The following is a 21,452-nucleotide window of genomic DNA, read 5'->3' on the forward strand; positions in this document are numbered from 1 at the left end:
CCTGCGCGCGCCCGGGCCCGCAAGCCCCTCCTTCCGCCGGGCATCTCGCATGCCGTCGCGCTTGCCTTGACGTCGGCGGCAAGGATTACCGTCCTTGTCATGCGCATCGGCGAACTCGCGGCGCGGGCCGGGACGACCACCCGCACGCTTCGGTACTACGAGTCGCGCGGCCTGCTGGCCGCGCGGCGCACCGACAACGGCTACCGCACGTACGACGAGAACGATCTGCGCCTGCTCCAGCAGATCAGGACCCTTCAGGACTTCGGGTTCGAGCTGGAGGAGACCCGGCCGTTCGTGGAGTGTCTGCGGGCCGGCCACCCGGCCGGGGACACCTGTCCCGCGTCGCTCGCCGTGTACCGCCGCAAGCTGACCGAGCTCGACGCGCTCATCGGTGAACTCACCGCCGTACGCGCCCAGGTCGGCGAGGAGCTGGCCCGGGCCGAAGTGCTGGCCGCGGCGCAGGTTCCGGGCGGCCCGGAGCCGCTCTGCGAGTTGAGTCCGCCGACCCCGCCCCACACCGAGGAGACGACGCAATGATCAAGGCAGCAGGCGTGGACGAGGTCACCGACGCGACCTTCCGCGCGGAAGTGATGGAGGCCGGGCTTCCGGTCCTGGTGGAGTTCACGGCCGACTGGTGCCCGCCGTGCCGGCAGATCGCGCCCGTGCTGAGCGCCGTGGCGGCGGAGGAGGCGGACAGGCTGAAGATCGTCCAGATCGACGTGGACACCAACCCGGAGACGACCGCGAAGTACGGCGTCCTGTCGATGCCCACCCTGATGGTCTTCCGTGCGGGCGAGCCCGTGAAGTCGATGGTGGGCGCGCGGCCGAAGCGGCGGCTGTTGCAGGAGCTGGAAGACGTGATCTGACCGTTCCCGCGGACGCGCGGACGCGGGAACGAAAAAGGAATGCCCCGGATGAATTGACATCCGGGGCATTCCCTTGCGTATATTAGGTGTTTCGTGTCTCCGAATGAACGCAAGCCACGAAGAAGCCTTATGGAAACACTGTACCGCGTCAGGAGTGGAATTGTCAACCGAGGAATTCCGGAAGGAACAGCAATTCATCACCGGTCTCTACGCCCGCCTCGACGAGCTGCGCGACGAGGCGGAGGGCTCGGCGCGGGTGGCGTTGGCGCAGGTCGGGACCGGTCAACAAGCGCGCCTTGAGCGCGATGTGCTGGTGGCCGAGCAGTCCGGCCTGCTCGCCGCCCTGAACGCGGGAGAGAACGGACTGTGTTTCGGCCGGCTCGATTTCCGCGACGGTACGACGCATCACGTGGGACGCATCGGAATCCGCAGGAATGATCGGGAACGCACCCCGCTGGTGGTCGACTGGCGCGCCGATGTCGCCCGCCCCTTCTATCTCGCGACCGGATATTCCCCCATGGGATTGCGCCGCAGGCGCCACATCAGCACCGAGGGCCGCACCGTCACGGCGCTGCACGACGAACTCCTCGACCTGACGGACGCGGAGCGCACCGGCCACGAGGGCGCCAACGCGGACGAGGTGCTGCTCGCCGCGCTCGACGCGGCCCGCACCGGCCGGATGCACGACATCGTGCAGACCATCCAGGCCGAGCAGGACCGCATCATCCGCGCACCGCACCGCGGCGTGCTCGTCGTGGAGGGCGGCCCCGGCACCGGAAAGACCGTGGTCGCCCTGCACCGGGCGGCGTATCTCCTGTACGAGCACCGGGAGTTGCTGGCCCGCAGGGCCGTGCTCGTCGTCGGGCCCAACCCGGCGTTCCTCGGCTACATCGGGGACGTACTGCCCTCGCTCGGCGAGACCGGGGTGCTCCTGTCGACGATGTCCGAGCTGTTCCCCGGCGTGCACGCGAGTGGCACCGACACCCCCGAGGCGGCCGAGATCAAGGGCCGCGCGGACATGGCCGACGTGCTCGCGCGGGTCGTACGCGACCGCCAGACCGTGCCCGAGCGGTTCGTCGAGATCCCGCACGACGGTTACGGCACGCTCCAGTTGGACCGGGCGATGGCCGAGGACGCCCGGTGGAAGGCGCGGGAGAGCGGCTTCCCGCACAACCTGGCCCGGCCGCACTTCGCCTTCCACATCATCGACGCCCTCACCGCGCAACTGGTGGAGCGGATCGGCGCCGACCCCTTCGGCGGCCCGAACCTGCTCGGTCCCGACGACGCCGCCCAGATGGGCAAGGAGATCGCGACGAGTCGGGAGGTGCACGCCGCGATCGAGACCCTCTGGCCGCTGCTGACGCCGCAGGAACTCGTGGCGGACTTCCTCGCCGAGCCGACCCATCTGCCGGACGCCGAGGCCAAGTTGATCCGGCGCGAAGGCGGCGCCTGGACGCCGGCGGACGTACCGCTGCTCGACGAGGCGGCCGAACTGCTCGGCGAGGACGACAGTGCCGCACGGGCCGCCGCCGAGGCCGAGCGCCAGGAGCGGATCGCCTACGCGCAGGGCGTGCTCGACCTCTCCGCCGGATCGGAGTCGTACGAGTTCGAGGACGAGGAGTCCGAGGTGCTCGCGGCGCACAACATCATCGACGCCGAGCGGATGGCCGAGCGCCACGAGGAGGCCGACCACCGCAGCGCCGCCGAACGGGCCGCCGCCGACCGCACCTGGGCGTTCGGCCACATCATCGTCGACGAGGCCCAGGAGCTCTCGGCGATGGCCTGGCGTCTGCTGATGCGGCGCTGCCCGACCCGCTCGATGACCCTGGTCGGCGACCCGGCGCAGACCGCCGACGCGGCGGGCGTCGGATCCTGGGACGCGATCCTGGCGCCGTATGTCGCGCCGGGGAACTGGGAGCACGTCCGGCTCGGCGTGAACTACCGCACGCCGGCGGAGATCATGGAGGTGGCGGCCGAGGTTCCCCGCGCCGTCGATCCCTCCTTCGTGCCGCCGAGCTCCGTACGGTCCACCGGGGTACGCCCTTGGGCCCGGCACGTCGCCCCCGACGCGCTGACCTCGGCGGTGGCGGAAGCCACGACGTCCTGGCGCGGCGCGGGCCGCCTCGCCGTGATCGCCCCGGGTGCCCTGCACCCCGCGCTCCGTGCGGCCCTGCCCGGCGCGGCATGGGGCTCCGCCCCCGACCTGACGAGCGAGGTGGTCCTCCTGGACCCCCGCCAGGCGAAGGGGCTCGAATTCGACTCGGTGCTGGTCGTGGAGCCCGGGGAGTACGGGGTGAGCGACCTGTACGTCGCGCTGACCCGGGCGACGCAGCGGCTCGGGGTGCTGTATTCGGGAGTGCTGCCGGGGGCGCTGGGGGGTTTGGCGGGCTGATCTTTCCCCACCCCGCCCCTTCCCGAAGCCCTCCGGGGGGTGGGGCCGGGCTGTCATCTCTCGGCGCGGGCGGGCGCGTGGGGGTGGTTGCGGATCTCCGCGGCGGCGTCATAGGCCCGGCCGTGCTCCTGCTGCGCGCGCGCCGCCGCGAGCTCCTTGGCCAGCGCGGCGCAGACCCCGCAGCCGGCGGCAGGGGAGCAGCCGTAGAGGTACTCCTCGACGAAGTCGGCCAGTTCGACGGCCGGTTGGGGGTAGGTCGGTGGGTCCGTCATGGTCGTGTCGCCCATCCCGTCGCGTGGTTCGATGACGACCACGGTAGGAAGTCGGGTGCGGCAACACCTAGTGAGTTCTACTGAGTTCCACGAGTTCACTCCAGCGCGTCGATGGCGGCGGTGATCAAAGACCGGGCCTCGGCGCCGTGCACGGCGAGTTTGGCGAATTCGCCGAACGCTTTGACGTACTGCCCGACCTCGGAGGGCGCGGTCACGTTCACCTGTGCCGTCAGTAGCTCGACCTGGGCCTGTTGCTCGTCGTAGATGCTGAACGTCTCGATCATCCACATGCGGCGTTCGGCGGTGAAGGGGATCACGCCCAGAGACACGGACGGAAGTGCCATGGCCGAGAGCAAGTAGCCCAACTGCCCTGCCATCGCCTCGGCGTCGCCCACGCGGTGACGGAGAGCCGCCTCTTCGACCAGCAGGGCGAAGCGATGGTTTCCTTCGCGGATCACGCGCGAGCGGTCCAGCCGGGCCGCCACCGCTTCGGACACATCGTTCGGGGCGTCGCGGAACGCGGTGATGGATCCGAGCAACGCACGTGCGTAGCCGTCCGTTTGCAGCAGTCCCGGAACGACGTTGGAGCAGTAGATCCGAAACAACCGGGTGCGCTCGAAGAGGGGGACGTACGACTCCTGGAGCCGACGCAAACCGGTGCGTTGGAGCCGTCGCCATTCGACGTACATGTTGTCTGCCGAGCGGGAGGCCGCGATCAGGTCCGCGGCCAGCCCGTCGGCATCACAAGCCCGGCACCATGCTCGGATGTCGTCATCGGACGGGGGCGTTACGGCGTTCTCGAGGCGGGAGACCTTGGACTTGTACCAACCTGTGCGATCGGCGATGTCGGTGGCGGTCAGGTTCGCATCCCTGCGGAGCTCCCGTAGCCGGTCAGCGACCCTCTTGCGGGCAGACTGGACACTTGAGGACGGCGACGTGGGCATGTGCTGTGGTGGCCGTCAAACCCGGTATTCGGCGTGCGGCGTCGCCCTGCTCCAGACGCTCTGGAAAGCGTCAGCGCACAGCTTGGCCACGGCGGGTTCGTCGGATACCTCGTCGCCCAGGTAAGCCCCGTCGCCCGCGAAGTAGCCGAACCTGACGAGATGGTCGTCGAACAGCCAGAAGTCGTTGCCGGGCAGTGCCAGGTCCGAGGCCTTGCGGCGGGGCAGCCACCGAACCTCTTCGCCGGCCGCCACATTGGTGAACGTGCCGTCGTAGAGGTACTTCGTGTACTCGCTGACCGGTTCCGAGACGATTCGGGCACGCCGGATGACAACACCCCGGGCGACGGTTTCAGCGACCATGTCGAGCCACGGCCGCCACCATGACGCACGGTCGTCCGGGTCGGGACGGTGCCCCGCCTTCCACGCCGCGACGCGGGGTGCCTCGTCCGGGTCGTCATAGTGGTCCCGCATCTCAAGATGCAGGGCCGAGTGCTGACAACCCGCCAACAACTCAGCGAACGGCGGCGCGCTCCGCCACATCACATGCCTCCCTGATAGCGGCCACCATGCTCAGCGGCAGCCGTACCACCGATTCGTATGCGGGAACGGGTCCGGTCACCAGGCACTCGGTCAACGTGTGCTCGTCAGCCGTGCGGCCCTGGAACACCAACTCATGGGTCTCTTCGTCCACCCACGCCGTGGGACAGTTCGCCCCATCCGTGTTCGGATCTTTCGCGATGAACCGTAGTGCCATGGCTCCTCCAGCCCGGTGCGGTTCCACATGGTTCTATGACCATCGCCCGGACTCGCCGAGAGCGTCAAGGGGGCCTGCACTCGGTCATTTGAGCCCGCAGCGCTTGGTGACGGAAGCACCCCGTCACGAGCGGAGCGGGTGGGAACGGCCACCCGGGTCTACTGGCCCGGAGGCGACCCCGTGCTTTCTCGGGGCTGCAACCGCGGCAGTGGGTCCTGGAGTTGGCGGGGGGCGCTGCCGTCGAGGAGGGCCAGGAGTTCGGAGGCGGCGCGGCCGCCGAACTCGTCCGCCTTGCGGACCAGCGCGGTCAGTTGGGGATGCAGCGTGTGGCAGATCGGGGAGTCCTCCCAGGACACCACCGAGACGTCCCTCGGGATCAGCAGCCCCCGCTCCGCCGCCACGCTGACCGCCGCCACCGCCATCACCTCGTTGTCGCAGATGAGGGCGGTCGGCGGGGCCGGCGCCGAGAACAGGCGGCGGGCCGCCTTGGCGCCCTGGCGGTCCGTGAAGTCCGTGGTCACGGAGACCGCGTGATCGAGGCCGAGCCGCCGCGCCGCCGCACGCAGCGAGGCGATCCGGCGAGCCGTGTGGGCGAAGCCCGGCGTACCCGCGATGTGGCCGATGCGGCGGTGGCCGAGGCCGTACAGATGACGGACGATCAGGTCCATCGCCCCGGAGTCGTCGGCCCAGATGTTGGACAGCCTTGCCTGGCGGGGGAGTTGGGGCGCGCCCGGATTGCCCGGCGCCTCCATTCCGCCGATGATCACGGCCGGCAGGCCGAGTACCGCGAGGGTCTCGGGCCGGGGGTCCGAGACCCGGGGATCGACCACGATCACCCCGTCGACCCGCCGCTGCGCCCACCAGCGCCGGTACAGCTCGCACTCCGCCTGGACGTCGTCGACCATCTGGAAGACCAGCGCCTGGTCGCGCGGCGCGAGGCTCGCCTGGATGCCCGAGACGAGCTGGAGGAAGAAGGACTCCCCGCCCAGGCTGTCGGCCGGGCGGGCCAGCACCATGCCCACCGCGCCCGCGTTCTCTCCCGAGAGCGCCCGCGCCGCCGAGCTGGGCCGCCAGCCGAGCCGGTCCGCGACCCGTATGACCCGCCGACGGGTCGCGTCGGACACCCCCGGGCGGTCGTTGAGCGCGAAGGAGACGGCGCTGGTGGAGACGCCGGCCTCTCTGGCCACGTCCTTCATCGTCGGGCGGCGGGGTGGCGGCGCATCGCTTTCGATCTCGCTCATGAGGGGATGCTAACGCGCGTTGGTAACGCGGTTTAGTTCCCTTCTGACTAAACCGCCTTAGTTGACCTGCAAGATTAGGGACTTTAGTCCTTTTTAGCGGCTCCCACCTGCGGGTTTAGTGAATGCTGGCACTTATTCGGTATTGACGTCCAATTCCTAGGCGCTGCATGGTGTGCGGCAACGTCATCGGGACGAGGCGAAGGAGTCAGCCACTCATGTCCATTCATCGCAGTGTCGCGATCCGGACGGCCGTAGGTCTCGGCGCAACCCTCTCGCTCACCCTGCTCACCGCGTGCGGTGGCGGCGGGGGCGGCAAGGGCTCGGCCACCGACGGAAAGATCGAGGGCGAGATCAAGTTCCAGACCTGGAACCTCCGTGCCAACTTCAAGGACTACTTCGAAGGCGTCATCAAGGACTTCGAGAAGGCGAACCCCGGCGCCAAGGTGAAGTGGGTGGACCAGCCCGCCGACAACTACGCCGACAAGCTGAGCGCCGACGCCACCGCCGGTACCCTCCCCGATGTCGTGAACCTCTCCCCGGACCTCGCCTATCCGCTGGCCAAGGCCGGCACCCTGCTCAACCTGGACAAGGACAAGGTCGCCGCGAAGTTCAGGCCCGAGTACCTGGACGGCGCCTGGCACGGCTTCGACATGCCGGGCCTCGACGGCTCGTACGCCCTCCCGTGGTATCTCAACACCGGCCCGCTCTTCTACAACAAGGCCATGTTCAAGGACGCCGGACTCGACGCCGACAAGGCCCCGAAGACCTTCGACGAACTCTTCGCGGACGCGGCCCAGTTGGGCCAGAAGGGCAAGGCGACCCTCGCGCAGCCGCCGACCGTCGAGGACTTCGGGCGCTACGGCGTGGAGATCATGAGCAAGGGCGGCACGAAGTTCACCTTCAACGACGCCAAGGGCGTCGAGTTCCTGACGAAGTATCAGACCATGTTCAAGGAGGGCGGGCTGCACAAGCAGGCACTGACCCTCACCGGCGAGACGGCCGGGCAGAAGTTCCTCCAGCAGGAGGTCGCCATGAACCCGGGCAGCGCCCACGACCTGGAAACCTTCAAGAAGACCGCCCCGTCGCTCTACAGCAGCCTCGGCATCACCGACGTACCGACCAACACCGGCAAGCAGAACATGTACTTGCAGGGCCTCTCGGTCAACGCGCAGAGCAAGAACGCCGCGACCGCGCTCGCCTTCGCCCACTTCGTCACGGACCAGAAGAACCAGGAGGACTTCGGCCACAAGGTCGCCGTCTTCCCCAGCACCAAGGGCTCCCTCGACAAGGAGTACTGGACGAAGTCCGACGGCAGCGAGGAGGGCAAGATCCGGGTCGCCTCGGCCAAGATGCTGCCGACCGCCGTCAACTACACGCCGGTGCTGTTCAGCGACGAGATGAAGACGATCCTGCGCAACGAGATCGCCAAGTGCCTCCAGGGCAAGGAGTCCCCGAAGGAGGCCCTGGACAGTGCGGCCGGCCAGATGACCAAGCTGATCCAGCAGAAGTGACCCGGTGATCGAGACATGCGCACCGCACATCCGAACGCTCGGTCCCGGCGGGACATGAGCGCCGCACACCCGATCCGGCGGTCCCGGCGCGATATGAGCGCCGCACACCCGATCCGGCGGTCCCGGCGATGAGCACCTCCCCTTCGACCGTCGCCGTCAAGGGGGCCGCGAGCCGCCCGCGCACCGTGGCCCCCGGCCGGCGCGCGGGCCGTGCCGCCGGACGTACGCACCGGGCGTTCAGCCCCTGGCTGTTCCTGGCGCCGGGCCTTGCGATCACCCTCGCCTTCAACCTCTACCCGTTCCTCGCCACGGTGTGGAAGTCGTTCACCGACGCCCGCACCCTCACCCCCGGTACCTTCGTCGGCCTCGACAACTTCACGGCGCTCCTGCACGACGACCAGTTCTGGGTCGCCCTGCGCAACAGCGCGCTGTACGTGGTCCTGGTCGTGCCCTGTCTGGTGTTCCTGCCGCTGCTCCTCGCCCTTCTGGTGCAGCGGCACATCCCCGGCATCGCGTTCTTCCGGTCCGCCTACTACACGCCCGTCGTGGCGTCCGTGGTCGTCGTCGCCCTGATGTGGGTGTGGATGCTGGACGACCGGGGCTTCATCAACGGCGTGCTGCACATGGTCGGCGTCGACCCGGTGCCGTTCCTGTCCAACCAGTGGCTGCTGCTGCTCAGTTCCATGGCCCTGACCGTGTGGAAGGGCCTCGGCTACTACATGATCATTTACTTGGCGGCGCTCGCGAACGTACCGAAGGAACTGCACGAGGCCGCCGAGGTGGACGGCGCCGGGCCGATCCGGCGCTTCGTCTCCATCACCATGCCGTCCGTGCGCTCCACGATGGTCCTGGTCGGCGCGCTCTCCTCGGTCTCCGCCTTCAAGGTCTTCACCGAGGTCTTCATGATCGCCGGACCGACGGGCGGACCCGGCGGCGCCGACACCACCCTGGTCATGCTCATCCAGCGGGCCGGCACCGGCCTCCAGGGCCGCACCGGCTACGCCTCCGCCATGTCGATCGTGCTGTTCCTGCTGACCCTGGTCCTGATGCTCCTCGTGCTGCGGGCCGACCGGAAGGACAAGGACTGATGGCCGCCGCCACCCACGCCGCTGCCCCCGCCCCCGCCCCCGCGACCCCCGCCTCCGGCGGCCGGCCCCGCCGCACCCGGTCCCCGCGCTGGCGCACGGCCCTGCGGTACGCGGCTCTCCTCGCCGTGCTGCTGATCATGATCGGGCCGTTCCTGTGGCAGCTCTCCACCTCGTTCAAGGGCACCACCGAGGACATCTACACCTCGCCGCCCCGGCTGCTGCCCGCCCACCCCACCTTCGCGAACTACGGTCACGTCGCCGACACCATCCCGGTCTGGGACTTCGTCCTGAACTCGGTGAAGGTGGCCGTCAGCAACGTCGCGACCAACGTGGTCGGCGCCGCGATGGCCGGATACGCCCTCGCGCGGCTGCGCTTCCGGGGCAGGGGAGCCGCCGGGATCGTGTTCGTCCTGGCCCTCCTGGTGCCGATGGAAGCGACCATGCTGGCCCAGTTCGCGACCATGCGGAGCCTGGAACTCAACAACACCCTGGTCGCCGTGGTGCTGCCCGGCTGCATCGGCGCGATGAACGTGCTCCTGATGCGCAACGCCTTCGGCACCATCCCGTACGAGATCGAAGAGGCGGCCATCGTCGACGGCGCCAACGTCTGGCAGCGCTTCACCCGCATCGCGCTGCCCGCCGTCAAGGGCACCCTCGCGGTCGTCGCGATCTTCTCCTTCATGGGCGCCTGGGACGACTTCCTGTGGCCCCTGATCGTGCTGTCCGACTCGGACCACTTCACGCTGACCGTGGGCCTGAACTTCCTGCACGGCACGTTCTCCAACGACCAGCGCGTCGTCGCCGCGGGCACCATCATCGCCGTCGCCCCGCTGATCGTGATGTTCGCCTGCCTCCAGCGGTTCTTCTTCCGCGGCGTCGGCGAGGGCGCCGTCAAGGGCTGAAGCGCGCCCGGCCGACGACGTCAACTCCCCTTCCGCAGAACGACCTTGGAGTTCACCCCATGGCAGCCCCGCGCTTCGGCGTCAACTACACGCCCAGCCAAGGCTGGTTCCACCACTGGCTCGACTACGACCCGGGCGCGGTGCGGGCCGACCTCGACTCGATCGCCGCGCTCGGCCTCGACCACATACGGGTCTTCCCGCTGTGGCCCTACTTCCAGCCCAACCGCACCCTCATACGGCCCCGCGCGGTCGAGCACCTCCTCGACCTCGCCGACGCGGCCGCCGAGCGCGGCCTGGACGTCAACGTCGACGGACTCCAGGGGCATCTGTCGAGCTTCGACTTCCTGCCCGCCTGGACCAGGACCTGGCACCGGCGCAACCTGTTCACCCACCCCGACGTCGTCGAGGGGCAGGCCGTCTACCTGCGCACCCTGGCTGCCGCCCTCGCCGACCGGCCCAACTTCATCGGGATGACCCTCGGCAACGAGATCAACCAGTTCTCCGCCGGCCCCCACCCCGACCCCGACCGGGCCACCGAGGCCGAGGCCGACCACTGGCTCGGGCGGATGCTGGCGGCCTGCGAGGCGGGCGCCCCCGGCAAGCTGCACCTGCACGCCGAGTACGACGCGTGCTGGTACCAGGACGACATGCCGTTCACCCCCGCCCAGGCCGCCCGGCGCGGCGCGGTGACCGCGGTGCACTCCTGGGTCTTCAACGGCACCGCGCAGCGCCACGGCCGCCACTCGGTGCCCAGTGAGCACCACGCCGCCTATCTCGTCGAGCTGTCCAAGGCGTGGGCCGACGATCCGCGCCGCCCGGTCTGGCTCCAGGAGGTCGGCGCCCCGGCGCCGCTCGTACCGCCCGCGCACGCCGCCGCGTTCACCGAGGCGACCGTCGACAACGCCCTGGACTGCCCCGACCTGTGGGGCATCACCTGGTGGTGCTCCCACGACGTCTCGCGCGAGCTGGCCGACTTCCCCGAACTCGAATACGGGCTCGGCCTGTTGACCAACGACCGGCGCCCCAAGGACACCGCCCGGGTGCTCGCCGGGGCCGCGGCCGCCGTCCGCACCTCGGGCCGCACGCCCGCCCCCCGCACTACCGCCCTGGTCGTGCCCGACGACCCCGCGGCCCGCTCCCGGTGCGCCCCCGGCGGCGCCGTCTTCGAGGCGTTCTTCCGGCTCACCGCCGACGGCGCCCGCCCCACCACCGTCCTCGCGAGCCGCGCCGACGACACCGCGCACCTCGCGGCCCGCGGCATCACCGACGTCGTCACCCCCGACCAGGTCCGGTAACGCTCCCTCCAGGAGGCTCCCCGTGCACCACCACCCCACCAGACGCGCCGTGGTCCTCGCCGGCGCCGCGGCCGCGCTCGCTCCTGCGTTGCCCGCCCAGGCCGCAACTGCCCTCGGTTATAAGGCAGTTGCTCCGTACGCCTCCTACTGGTACCCGGACTCGCTGCCCCCGGGCAGTCCCGGCGAGGGCGTCACCTGGCGCAGCCTGAAGGCCTGGCGCGCGGCCACCGACGCGGACCTCGCCTTCAACGCCGCGTCCGTGCCGCTCGCCCCCCGCTTCACCCCCGTGCCGGCGAACCCGACCGCCCGCGCCGGCCAGGCCCGTATCCAGTCCCTGGTCTCCTTCGGCCCCACCGCGTCCAACCCCTCCCAGGGCGCGCCCACCGCCGACTACTACGCCCTCACGCACTGGGCGTACATCGACGAGCTTGTCTTCTGGGGCGGGTCCTCCGGCGAGGGCCTGATCCTCGCGCCCAACGCGCCGATCGTGGACGCGGCCCACCGGCACGGCGTGCCCGTCCTCGGCAATGTGTTCCTGCCGCCGGTCGCCTACGGCGGACAGCTCCAGTGGACCCGCGACCTCGTGCAGAAAGACGCGGACGGCCGCTACCCGCTGGCCGCCCAACTCGTCGCGGTGGCCGACGCGTACGGCTTCGACGGCTGGTTCGTCAACGCCGAGACCGACGGTGGCAACGCCGCGCTCGCCACCGGCATGCTCGGCTTCCTGGCGGAACTCAAGAGGCTCGGCGCGGCCAAGGGGCAGCGCGTCACCTGGTACGACGCGATGACCACGAACGGCTCGGTGAGCTGGCAGGGCGCGCTCAACGACCGCAACCAGGCGTTCTTCCGGACCGCGGACACCCTGTTCCTCGACTTCCGGTGGACCTCCGCGACCCTGGCGTCGTCCGGCGCCAAGGCTGAGCAACTGGGCTGCGACAGGCGCGAGTTGTGGGCCGGCGTGGATGTCGAGTCCCGTGGCTACGACACCCCCGTGGACTGGGACGCCATCGTGCCCGCGAACAAGCCGCACACCGTCTCGTACGGGTTCTACCGGCCCGAGTGGACCCGTAACCACCTTCCCGCGACCCGCACGCCCGGCGACTTCCACGCGGCCGACGACCACTTCTGGACCGGCCCCACCCGCGACCCCTCGCGCCCCGACGCCGAGGCGCCCTGGCGGGCTCCCGCCCTGGTCGTCGCCGACCGGTCGACGGTGAGCGGACTGCCCTTCGCCACCACTTTCAACACCGGGCACGGACTGCGCTGGTACGAGGGCGGCCGGGTGACCTCGCCCGCCCAGTGGAACCATCTGGGCCTCCAGGACCGCCTTCCGTCCCGGCGCTGGATCACCCGCACCACCGGCCAACACCCCACCGTCACCCTGGACTTCGCGGACGCCTGGCGCGGCGGGAGCAGCGTCCTGGTCAGCGGGACGCCGGGCGCGCCCGTCACCCTCGACCTGTACGCCACCCGGCTGCCGCTGTCGAGGCGTACCGTCCTCGAACTCACCCATCGCGCCGCATCGGACGTCACCGTCGAGCTGGCCGTCGCCACCGCGGAACCCGCCGCGCCGGGCGATCCCCAGCCGTACCGGTATCTGCCCGCCGGCACCCTGAAGGCAGGCGCCTGGACCACCACACGGCTGTCGCTCGCCGCCCTGTCCGGCACCGTACGGGCGATCGGCGTACGCCTCACCGCTCCTGGCCCGCTGGACTACCGACTGGGCGCACTCGCCCTCCATGACGGACCCCAAGTTCCGGCCTGTCCAAGGCACTTGAGGGTGACGGCAGGGGCGGACGGGCTGTGCTTCACCTGGCGAGGCGCTCCCGGCCCCGTACGCCACTACGAGCTGCACCGGATCCTGCCCGACGGCACCCGGCGCTTCCTCGGCGGCACCTGCCAGAACGCGTACTACGTGCCCGGCGCCGTAGCCGAACCGGGGGAGAAGTCGGCACGCTTCGAGGTACGGGCGGTGGGGGAGCTCTACACGGTCTCCGGACCCGCCCCGGCCGTCCACCCCTGGTAGTCCCACCCCATCCGAAACGGAGCACCCCCTCATGCATGACGACCGCGGCCTGGTCGAAGCCCGCCTCAAGCGCGTTCTCGACGAGCGCGTCCGCCCCGCCGTATACCCCGAGTCGGTACCGCTGGAGGTCGCCGTCTGGAACGCGCCCGGGATTGGGGCCTCCCCTGATCGAGCGGAGTCGAGAGCTCGGGGAACGGTGCAGGTGGCGGAGGGCCTGGCCGCGCCGGTGACGCCGATCGCGGTCGGCGACCTCTGGGGCCCGCCCTGGGGGACCAGCTGGTTCCGGGTGACCGGGACCGTACCGCGCGAGTGGGCGGGCAAATCCGTGGAGGCCATCCTCGACCTCGGCTTCGACGAGAACATGCCGGGCTTCCAGTGCGAAGGCCTCGTCTACCGTCCCGACGGCACCCCGGTGAAGGGGCTCAACCCGCGCAACCAGTGGGTACGGGTCGGCGCCCCGGTCGAGGGAGGCGAGGAGGTCCTGCTGCACATCGAGGCCGCCTCCAACCCGGTCCTGCTCGACTACCACCCCTTCGTGCCGACACGACTCGGCGACATCGAGACCGCGCACCGCGACCCGCTGTACCGGCTGGCCCGGATGGACCTGGCGGTCTTCGACGAGACGGTGTGGCACCTGGTCATCGACCTGGAGGTGCTGGGCGAGCTGATGGCGGAGCTGCCCGTGGACTCCGGCCGGCGCCACGACATCCTGCGCGCGGTGGACCGGGCGCTCGACGCGCTGGACCTCCAGGACATCAACGGCACGGCGGCGAGCGCCCGTTCGGAACTGGACGGAGTGCTGTCCACCCCCGCCGAACCGTCCGCGCACCGGATCAGCGCGGTGGGCCACGCGCACATCGACTCGGCGTGGCTGTGGCCGCTGCGCGAGACGGTGCGCAAGGTGGCGCGTACCACGTCCAACATGACGGCTCTCCTGGACGACGAGAGCGAGTTCATCTTCTCCATGTCGCAGGCCCAGCAGTGGGCGTGGATCAAGGAGCACCGGCCCGAGGTGTGGGTCAAGGTGGTCAAGGCCGTCGAGGGGGGCCGATTCGTGCCGGCCGGGGGCATGTGGGTGGAGGCCGACACCAACATGCCGGGCTCGGAGGCGATGGCCCGCCAGTTCGTGCACGGCAAGCGGTTCTTCCTCGACGAGTTCGGGATCGAGAACGACGAGGCGTGGCTGCCGGACACCTTCGGCTTCGCCGCGGGCCTTCCGCAGATCATCAAGGCGGCGGGCTCCAAGTGGCTGCTCACCCAGAAGATCTCCTGGTCGCAGACGAACAAGTTCCCGCACCACACCTTCCAGTGGGAGGGCATCGACGGCACCCGGATCTTCACCCACTTCCCGCCCGTCGACACCTACAACTGCGCCATGAAGGGCAGCGAAATCGCCCACGCCGCACGGAACTTCAAGGACAAGGGCGTCGCTCGGCACTCGCTCGCGCCCACCGGCTGGGGCGACGGGGGCGGCGGCACGACCCGCGAGATGATCGCGAAGGCGGCGCGGCTGCGGGACCTGGAGGGCAGCGCGCGGGTGGTGTGGGAGACCCCGGCCGACTTCTTCGCCAAGGCGGAGGCCGAGTACGCCAACCCGCCGGTGTGGGTGGGCGAGCTGTATCTGGAGCTGCACCGGGCCACGCTGACCAGCCAGGCGAAGACCAAGCAGGGCAACCGGCGCAGCGAACACCTGCTGCGCGAGGCCGAGTTGTGGTCGGCGACAGCGGCGGTCCGGGTGCCCGCATTCGCCTACCCGTACGCCGACTTGGACCGCATCTGGAAAACGGTGCTGCTCCACCAGTTCCACGACATCCTGCCGGGATCGTCGATCGCCTGGGTGCACCGGGAGGCGGAGAAGACGTACGCGGCGGTCGCGGCCGAGCTGACCGCCCTCATCGAGCGGGCCCAGCGCGCCCTGGCGGGCGAGGGCACCCAGCCCCTGGTCTTCAACGCCGCCCCGCACACGCGGCACGCGGTGGCGGCGGGCGGCGCGGCGCTCGCCTCCGTCGAGAAGCCGGCCGAGCTGTCGGCCCGTCCGGGCGGCGGCTTCGTCCTCACCAACGCGCGGCTGCGGGTGGAGATCGACGCGCGGGGCCTGGTCGTCTCGGCGTACGACCTGATCGCCGACCGCGAATCGATCGCCCCGGACCGCCCCGCGAACCTGCTCCAACTCCACCCCGACTTCCCCAACATGTGGGACGCGTGGGACGTGGACGCGTTCTACCGCAACACGGTGACGGACCTCGTGGAGGTGGACGAGCTGGTGGCCGGGGACGGCGCCTCGGTGCGGGTGGTGCGGTCCTTCGGCGCGTCCACGGTGACCCAGCTCCTCACGCTCGCGCCGGGATCCTCGCGCCTGGACATCCGCACCGAGGTGGACTGGCACGAGACGGAGAAGTTCCTGAAGCTGGCCTTCCCGCTGGACGTGCACGCCGAGCGGTACGCGTCCGAGACGCAGTTCGGCCACTTCTACCGGGCGACGCACACCAACACGAGCTGGGAGGCCGCCAAGTTCGAGGCGTGCAACCACCGCTTCGTCCACCTGGAGGAGCCGGGCTGGGGCGTGGCACTGGTCACCGACTCGACGTACGGCCACGACGTGACGCGCACGGTGCGGCCGGACGACTCGGGCACGACAACGACCCTGCGCGTCTCCCTCCTGCGGGCCCCCCGCTTCCCCGACCCCGAGACCGACCAGGGTCGGCACCACTTCCACCACGCCCTGATCCCGGGCGCGACCATCGCCGACGCGGTGCGCGAGGGGTATGCGGTGAACCTCCCCGAGCGCAGGGTGCCCGGCGCCGCCCCGGTCGCCCCCCTGATCGAGGTCGACAACGACGCGGTGGTGGTGACGGCGGTGAAGCTGGCGGACGACGGGAGCGGGGACGTGGTGATCCGCTTCCACGAAGCCCACGGGGGCCGCGCCCGCGCCACCTTGACCCCGGGCTTCGCCACGGCCCAGGTGGTCCCGACGGACCTCCTGGAACGCCCCCTCGCGGAACCGGAGCTGACCCGGGGCGGCGTGGAGGTCGCCCTGAAGCCGTTCGAGCTGCGGACGCTGCGGTTCGGGCGGGCGTAGACGGCCCGAGCAGCAAGGGGCCCCTGCCCGGACGTCCGCCCGGGCAGGGGCCCCTTGGTGAGCTACAGGTTAGTTGTAGGGCCTGAGCATGGTGTTGGCCGCGAAGGTCCACGAGGCCGGGGTGGTGAAGGTGTAGCCGTCGAGGGGATGGTTGAGGGTGCCGTCAGGCTTGGTGATCCAGGTCAGCATCTTGGACGTGCCATCGCTGTAGCCGTACATGGCGCCGATGTCATCGAGGCCGTCACCATTGAAGTCGCCGCTGGCGAGCTTCATGTGATTGTGGTCGAAGTTGCCGGCGGCGGAGAGCCAAGCCGTGGCGGAAGAGGTGATTTTGCCGCCATGCTTCCCGTCATAGAAGTAGGTGGCGACCCCGTCATGGCCATCGGCGTAGTCGTACCAGAGCGCCAGATCGTCGACTCCGTCGTTGTTGAAGTCGCCGGCCTGCAGGTCGATCCGGTTCAGATCGGCCCAGTTGGCATTCGTGTAGGAGACGGTGCCGCCGTCCAGCCCGCCGGTGGGCGTGGCGAAGTACGTCCAGACCTTCGCGGTGCCGTCGTCGTAGACGTACCAGGCGGCGAGGTCGTCGCGGCCGTCACCATTGAAGTCACCGGTCACGGTTTTGGCGTGCTTCACGTCCCACCAGCCGGACTGCAGCGTTGAGCCGCCGAAGGGCAAGTTGAAGCCACCGCGGACATCCGCGGTCAGCGTGAACAGCCGGTCGGATCCGTCCGAATACGAGTACCAGATGCCGAGGTCGTCGCGGCCGTCGCCGTTGAAGTCCCCGGACTCCAGGGTCATGCTCCCGACATACCAGCTCCCCTTAGCCGACGTGTAGGAGAGGACGGGGAACTGGAATCCGCCGTCCGGCTTGCCGAAGGCGGTGAACACCCTCATGAGCCCGTCCCCGTAGTCGTACGTCATCGCCGCGTCCCCGCGGCCGTCACCGTTGTAGTCGCCGGTCGTGAACCGCATGCTGTTCACGTTCCAGGAGCCCACTCCGGAACTGTATGAGGAGAAGGGCTGCTTGAGTGTGCCGTCGGAGTTGGTGAGGAACGTTTGGAACGCGGAGTGCCCGTCGCCGTAGGTGTACCAGGTCGCCATGTCACTGCGTCCATCGCCGTTGTAGTCGTGCCGGATGGCGGTGCCACTGGACCACAGGGACTGGCTCTTGACGTTGTAGACGACCAGGTTGCCGCGGTCCTGCAGAAGGGCGTAGCCACCGGGAGCGGCGGTCTTCGTCTCCCACAGCTTGGTGATGCCGTCTGCCTTGTAGACGACGAAATTGCCGTCGTTCTGCACGATTGCGGTGGCCCCGGGGTTACCGGCGGTGTTGGTCGACCACAGTTGCTTGTTGGCGACCGAGGAGATGACGAGATTGCCATCGTCCTGCATGGTCAGCTTGGCGGACCGTGAGGCGAAGGACTTCCCGCTCGACAGCGTCGTTCCGGCCGGGATGCGGGATCCTCCGGTGATGCCGTCGATGATGAACCTGTCGCCGAAGGCGTAAGACGAACCAACGGGGACCCTGCCGGGCCAGCCGACCATGGAATTGTCGGTCTTGCGCGCCCAGAGGTCGGGCAGCCCGTCACCGGTGATGTCGCCCACCGAGCCGATGGAAGGGAAGTCGGTGGCGGTGACACCCGCGCCGATCTTCACGCGATTCGCCGCGTCGCCCCACGTAGTGGGGTCGAGGTTGCCGTTGGCCCCCTTCCGGCCGTCGCTACGGAATATGTCACCGGTGGCGTTGTCCCGCAGCCATAGGTCGGCGATGCCGTCACCATTCAGGTCCCCGGGGGCCACCACGGTGTACTTGTCCCAGTCACCGTTGCCGACCAGCACAGGGCCGTTGTCGTTGTCGAGGGTGCCCGCGGCCCTGCTGCCGTAGTACGCCCAGAGCTGCTTGCCCTCCTTGACGAGCAGGTCCGGATTGTGCTGGGGATCGTTGTTGATGTCTCCGGGGGTGATGATCTGGTCCGCGTCGAACCAGTGGTCGTCGCCCGTCCAGTCCGGACCGAAGTCGCAACCGAGGTCGGCGTCCTTGACCGGGCACGCGACAGACAGGCCGATGGGGTCGGAGCGGACGACGCCCTGGCCGTTGTTGGGGTAGGCCCGCAGGACTTTCCGCTTCTCAGTGGAGTCGTACTGAAGGGCCACGAGGTCGTTGTAGCCGTCCTGACCCCAGTCACCACGTGCCGTGACCTGTCCGCCGTCGAACGAACCGCCACCGTTCGCCGCCGTGGAGAACTGGGTGTTGCCCTGGCCGGCGTAGGTCAGCAGCGTTCCGTTGGAGTCGACGTTCCAGATGTCGCTGTTGCCGTCGCCGTTCAGGTCGTTCGGACCGTCACGGTCCTGAGAGCGCGAGGCGTAGTAGATGTAGGTGGTGGTGTCCGACCGGTTGCCCGCCTTGTCCACGCTGTAGGCGTATACGAAGTGAGGACCGTACCCGGGGGGCTGGACGGTTACCGGTACGCCGGGGGTGGTTTCTTGAGGAGTCGGCTCGTAGTCGGTCCACCAGGTGAAGCGGAAGACATCGGTGACCCCGTTGGCGTCGAAACTGAACGTGCCGGGGGTGCGGGCCTTGCCGGTCGCAGAACTACCGTCGGGATTGGTGGGCCAGCCGTTTTCACCGCTGGGGAACTGGGTGGAGGCGATGACAGGCGGTTTGGAGGGCCGGGTGCGGTCCACGGAGAACTTGCAGGTGTTCGACCATGAGGAGGTCGCACCGTCGGGGTCCTTGGCCTGCACCTTCCAGGTGTAGTCCCCTGTGGGCAGGTTCACGTCCGGGACGGACCAGGTTGCCACCTTGCCCTTCGCGGCCGGGATCGACTGGGTGACCGTGGGCGTGGTGGCCCCTGCCTTGAAGACCTGGAACTGGGCCGTCAGGTTACCGGCGTCCGGGTCGTCGATCGTCGCGTACAGGCTGATCCTGGTGTTGCCGATGAGGCCGCCTGCCGAGCAGGAGGTCCTGGGGTTGGTGCCCAGAGCACTCGGTGTCTTCGGCGGGTTGTTGTAGACCGTCTCAAGAGTGGCGGTCTTGGCGTCGAATTTCTTCCAACCGAACGTGTCGCCCTCGTCGCCCGCGTACAGGCCGAGATTCAGGCTGCTCCAGCTCTTGCTTGCCGCCTCCCGGACCTTGGAGGTCGCGTCGAACTCCAGGTTGCCGGCCGCACAGTCCTTGCTCCAGCCCTTGGACTCGTTGACCGTGTTCAGCCTGGTGCCCCGGGCGGGCTGGTTGTTCCACGTGGTCTTGGACGAGATCGCCCCGACGCTCCACAGCTCGACCGGCCGTGCCTGGCAGGACCAGGACCACGTGTTCTTGACACGAAACGTCGACGACTTGACCTGGGCGCCCTTGATATTGGACGTGTCCAGCTGGAAGAAGGACCGGGACAGGCCGTTGGTCTCCGCCTCGTAGCCGACCCGGACGACGTCCTTGGTGTTCCAGAACGACGTGTTCGGATACTTCTTGTAGACCCGCGTCCAATTCTGTCGCTGGCCCCAGGCCCAGGTCGGGTCGATGAAGACGGGGTACTTGGTGCCTGCATCGGTCAGCAGTGCCTGATCCGGTTTGATCTCCAGACTGTCCCCGGAGACTGTGGTCGGCATCTGCGCGTCCTTCGCGCCCGGTGCGGGGTCGAAGACGGTCGCTGGAGCGTCGGGTGCCGTATCCGTGGCCGAGAGCGCGGACTTGGCGAACTTGGCTCCTTGCGGGACAGTCGCGGAGCTGGTGGTCGTGGAGTCCCACATCAACGGCGTGGGGCTCGTGAAGACCGTCTGGCCGGCCGGGTTGACCGCCGTGATCGAGCCTGTTTGCTCATCGGTCGAGACATTCAGTCCGACCGTGTCCAACTTGTATTTCAGGGTGGCAAGTTGAGGGTTTTTTGCTGCTTCCGCGGACTTGACGACGAGGAGCTGAGAGAAGCCCTCCACTTCCGCCTTGAGCTGTAGATCGACGCCGGGCAGCACCTCGGAGTAGGTAGCCACATTGTCCGCCAGCGCAGGCTTCGGCAGAGCACTCGGCCACGTCAGGGTGAGGGTCCGGCCGTCCTTCACGCCTGAGAGCAGCGGTCCGGTGCCGCCGCCGGAGAACGTGACGGCGACGGTCGCGGCCCTTGGTGCGACGCTGCCGTCCGCCTTGAACGCCAGAGTCGCGTCCGTGGGCACCCAAGCTCCATCGCGCAGCATGCGCACCGGAGTCCCGTATCGCTTCAAGGACCACGTGCCGTCCGGCAGGGCCCAGGTGTCCGAGGACTCCGTACGCGCTGACGTCAACTCGAACGGCTGCCCAGTCGCCTTGGCCCTTTCCAGGGCGAAGTCCTCTGCGCTCTTGGAACCGTCGGCCACCGGATCCGGGTCGGCCGCCACCGCCGGTCTCGCCACTGCCGTTGTCGGCAACGCCACGAGACCGGAGGACACCAGGCCTGCTATTAGAGCGACAGCTACCACTCGCATTTGCGGTGGCCCTCCCGGTCGCCCTCTTCTTCGCGTCATGTTGTACACCCCACCCATCCTTCACTTCCAAGGGAACTGCAGAGGAGACCATATAGCGTCCCGCTGACAACGAACGGGAATTCCGCAGTCTCATACAGGTGCTTAATCGCCCACCTCGGCCAAGGCGTTTTATATCCCACAGACGGAACAAAGGGGATACATAGGGACACTGCTGATGACGCCGTCCCACCTGGAGGTTCACCGAACCTCCACGTGTCGATCGGAGGTTCGTGGCGGAAACGCCCGAGATGTTCAACTATTTGAATGTGCTTCCTGTAATTGAAAGTGAGCGTCCTCTTTACACGCCCTGTTAAGGTCCGGAGGTTGATTCCGAAAATTGTGCAGGGGGTGGGGGCGTGGGCCTGTTTGGCATACGCGCACTGGCGGTCACTGTGGCCGCCGCAGTCATAGCCGGGGTAGTTCCGGCCACATCGGCGTTTGCGGCAGGAAGGGATTCCCCCCTGCCGAAACCGTCGCTGAAACAGCCTGCGGCTGTGCCGGTGAAAAAGGCTGAGCCGGGTGGCGCGTCACGGCCTGACGCTGCGGCGGCGCATCCGTGGAAGACGCCGAAGGTGTCGTGGCCCACTGCCG

At 69.0% G+C, this 21,452-nt stretch carries 15 protein-coding genes; 9 read left to right on the plus strand and 6 right to left on the minus strand.

The genetic code is table 11. The features are described 5' to 3' along the window. Positions 1–99 precede the first annotated feature (99 nt). From N4G70_RS21725 to N4G70_RS21735, 3 genes are all read left to right on the plus strand, one after another. Positions 100–537, plus strand: coding sequence for a MerR family transcriptional regulator (locus N4G70_RS21725; protein ID WP_261714347.1), 438 nt, complete (start codon positions 100–102; stop codon positions 535–537). Further along, positions 534–866 carry a thioredoxin gene (gene trxA / locus N4G70_RS21730; protein WP_315904279.1) on the plus strand — a complete coding sequence of 111 codons (333 nt, stop codon included), beginning with the start codon at positions 534–536 and terminating at the stop codon, positions 864–866. The genes N4G70_RS21725 and trxA overlap by 4 nt, the downstream gene beginning before the upstream one ends. A 160-nt stretch (positions 867–1,026) precedes the next feature. Further along, positions 1,027–3,258 (plus strand): AAA family ATPase, encoded by a 2,232-nt coding sequence (locus N4G70_RS21735; RefSeq protein ID WP_261714348.1) that lies wholly within the window; start codon positions 1,027–1,029, stop codon positions 3,256–3,258. Positions 3,259–3,311: 53 nt separating this feature from the next. Here N4G70_RS21735 and N4G70_RS21740 read toward each other — a convergent pair whose 3' ends face one another. From N4G70_RS21740 to N4G70_RS21760, 5 genes are all read right to left on the minus strand, one after another. Continuing rightward, positions 3,312–3,530 (minus strand): hypothetical protein, encoded by a 219-nt coding sequence (locus tag N4G70_RS21740; RefSeq protein WP_261714349.1) that lies wholly within the window; start codon positions 3,528–3,530, stop codon positions 3,312–3,314. A gap of 95 nt (positions 3,531–3,625) precedes the next feature. Further along, a complete protein-coding gene (locus tag N4G70_RS21745; RefSeq protein ID WP_261714350.1) occupies positions 3,626–4,474 on the minus strand; it encodes a helix-turn-helix transcriptional regulator in 849 nt (282 codons plus the stop codon). A gap of 15 nt (positions 4,475–4,489) precedes the next feature. Next, positions 4,490–5,014, minus strand: coding sequence for a DUF6879 family protein (locus N4G70_RS21750; protein WP_120721302.1), 525 nt, complete (start codon positions 5,012–5,014; stop codon positions 4,490–4,492). Next, positions 4,986–5,228, minus strand: coding sequence for a hypothetical protein (locus N4G70_RS21755; protein WP_120721301.1), 243 nt, complete (start codon positions 5,226–5,228; stop codon positions 4,986–4,988). The genes N4G70_RS21750 and N4G70_RS21755 overlap by 29 nt, the downstream gene beginning before the upstream one ends. Positions 5,229–5,386: 158 nt before the next feature. Further along, positions 5,387–6,469, minus strand: a complete 1,083-nt coding sequence (locus N4G70_RS21760) for a LacI family DNA-binding transcriptional regulator (RefSeq protein ID WP_261714351.1) — start codon at positions 6,467–6,469, stop codon at positions 5,387–5,389. Between the two features lie 215 nt (positions 6,470–6,684). On the opposite strand from N4G70_RS21760, the gene N4G70_RS21765 reads away from it, so the two are divergent. From N4G70_RS21765 to N4G70_RS21790, 6 genes are all read left to right on the plus strand, one after another. Continuing rightward, positions 6,685–7,980 carry a sugar ABC transporter substrate-binding protein gene (locus tag N4G70_RS21765; RefSeq protein ID WP_261714352.1) on the plus strand — a complete coding sequence of 432 codons (1,296 nt, stop codon included), beginning with the start codon at positions 6,685–6,687 and terminating at the stop codon, positions 7,978–7,980. A gap of 128 nt (positions 7,981–8,108) precedes the next feature. Then, complete coding sequence (locus tag N4G70_RS21770; RefSeq protein WP_261714353.1) at positions 8,109–9,068, plus strand: carbohydrate ABC transporter permease; 960 nt, start codon at positions 8,109–8,111, stop codon at positions 9,066–9,068. Continuing rightward, entirely contained in the window at positions 9,068–9,970 is a 903-nt protein-coding gene (locus N4G70_RS21775; RefSeq protein WP_261714354.1) for a carbohydrate ABC transporter permease, read from the plus strand. Before N4G70_RS21770 ends, N4G70_RS21775 begins: the two co-directional genes overlap by 1 nt. 59 nt (positions 9,971–10,029) lie before the next feature. Next, the gene (locus N4G70_RS21780) at positions 10,030–11,265 is read left to right on the plus strand and encodes a glycosyl hydrolase (protein WP_261714355.1); all 1,236 of its coding nucleotides are present in this window, start codon (positions 10,030–10,032) and stop codon (positions 11,263–11,265) included. A gap of 22 nt (positions 11,266–11,287) precedes the next feature. Beyond that, a complete protein-coding gene (locus N4G70_RS21785) occupies positions 11,288–13,291 on the plus strand; it encodes an endo-beta-N-acetylglucosaminidase (RefSeq protein ID WP_261714356.1) in 2,004 nt (667 codons plus the stop codon). 31 nt (positions 13,292–13,322) lie between these two features. Then, complete coding sequence (locus N4G70_RS21790) at positions 13,323–16,370, plus strand: glycoside hydrolase family 38 C-terminal domain-containing protein (protein WP_261714357.1); 3,048 nt, start codon at positions 13,323–13,325, stop codon at positions 16,368–16,370. Between the two features lie 69 nt (positions 16,371–16,439). On the opposite strand, the gene N4G70_RS21795 is transcribed toward N4G70_RS21790, so the two are convergent. Beyond that, on the minus strand, positions 16,440–20,771 hold the full coding sequence (locus N4G70_RS21795; RefSeq protein WP_261714358.1) for an FG-GAP-like repeat-containing protein: 4,332 nt from the start codon (positions 20,769–20,771) through the stop codon (positions 16,440–16,442). Between the last annotated feature and the right edge of the window lie 681 nt (positions 20,772–21,452).

The sequence above is a fragment of the Streptomyces sp. ASQP_92 genome, assembly GCF_025399895.1.
In the GTDB taxonomy this organism is placed as follows: domain Bacteria; phylum Actinomycetota; class Actinomycetes; order Streptomycetales; family Streptomycetaceae; genus Streptomyces.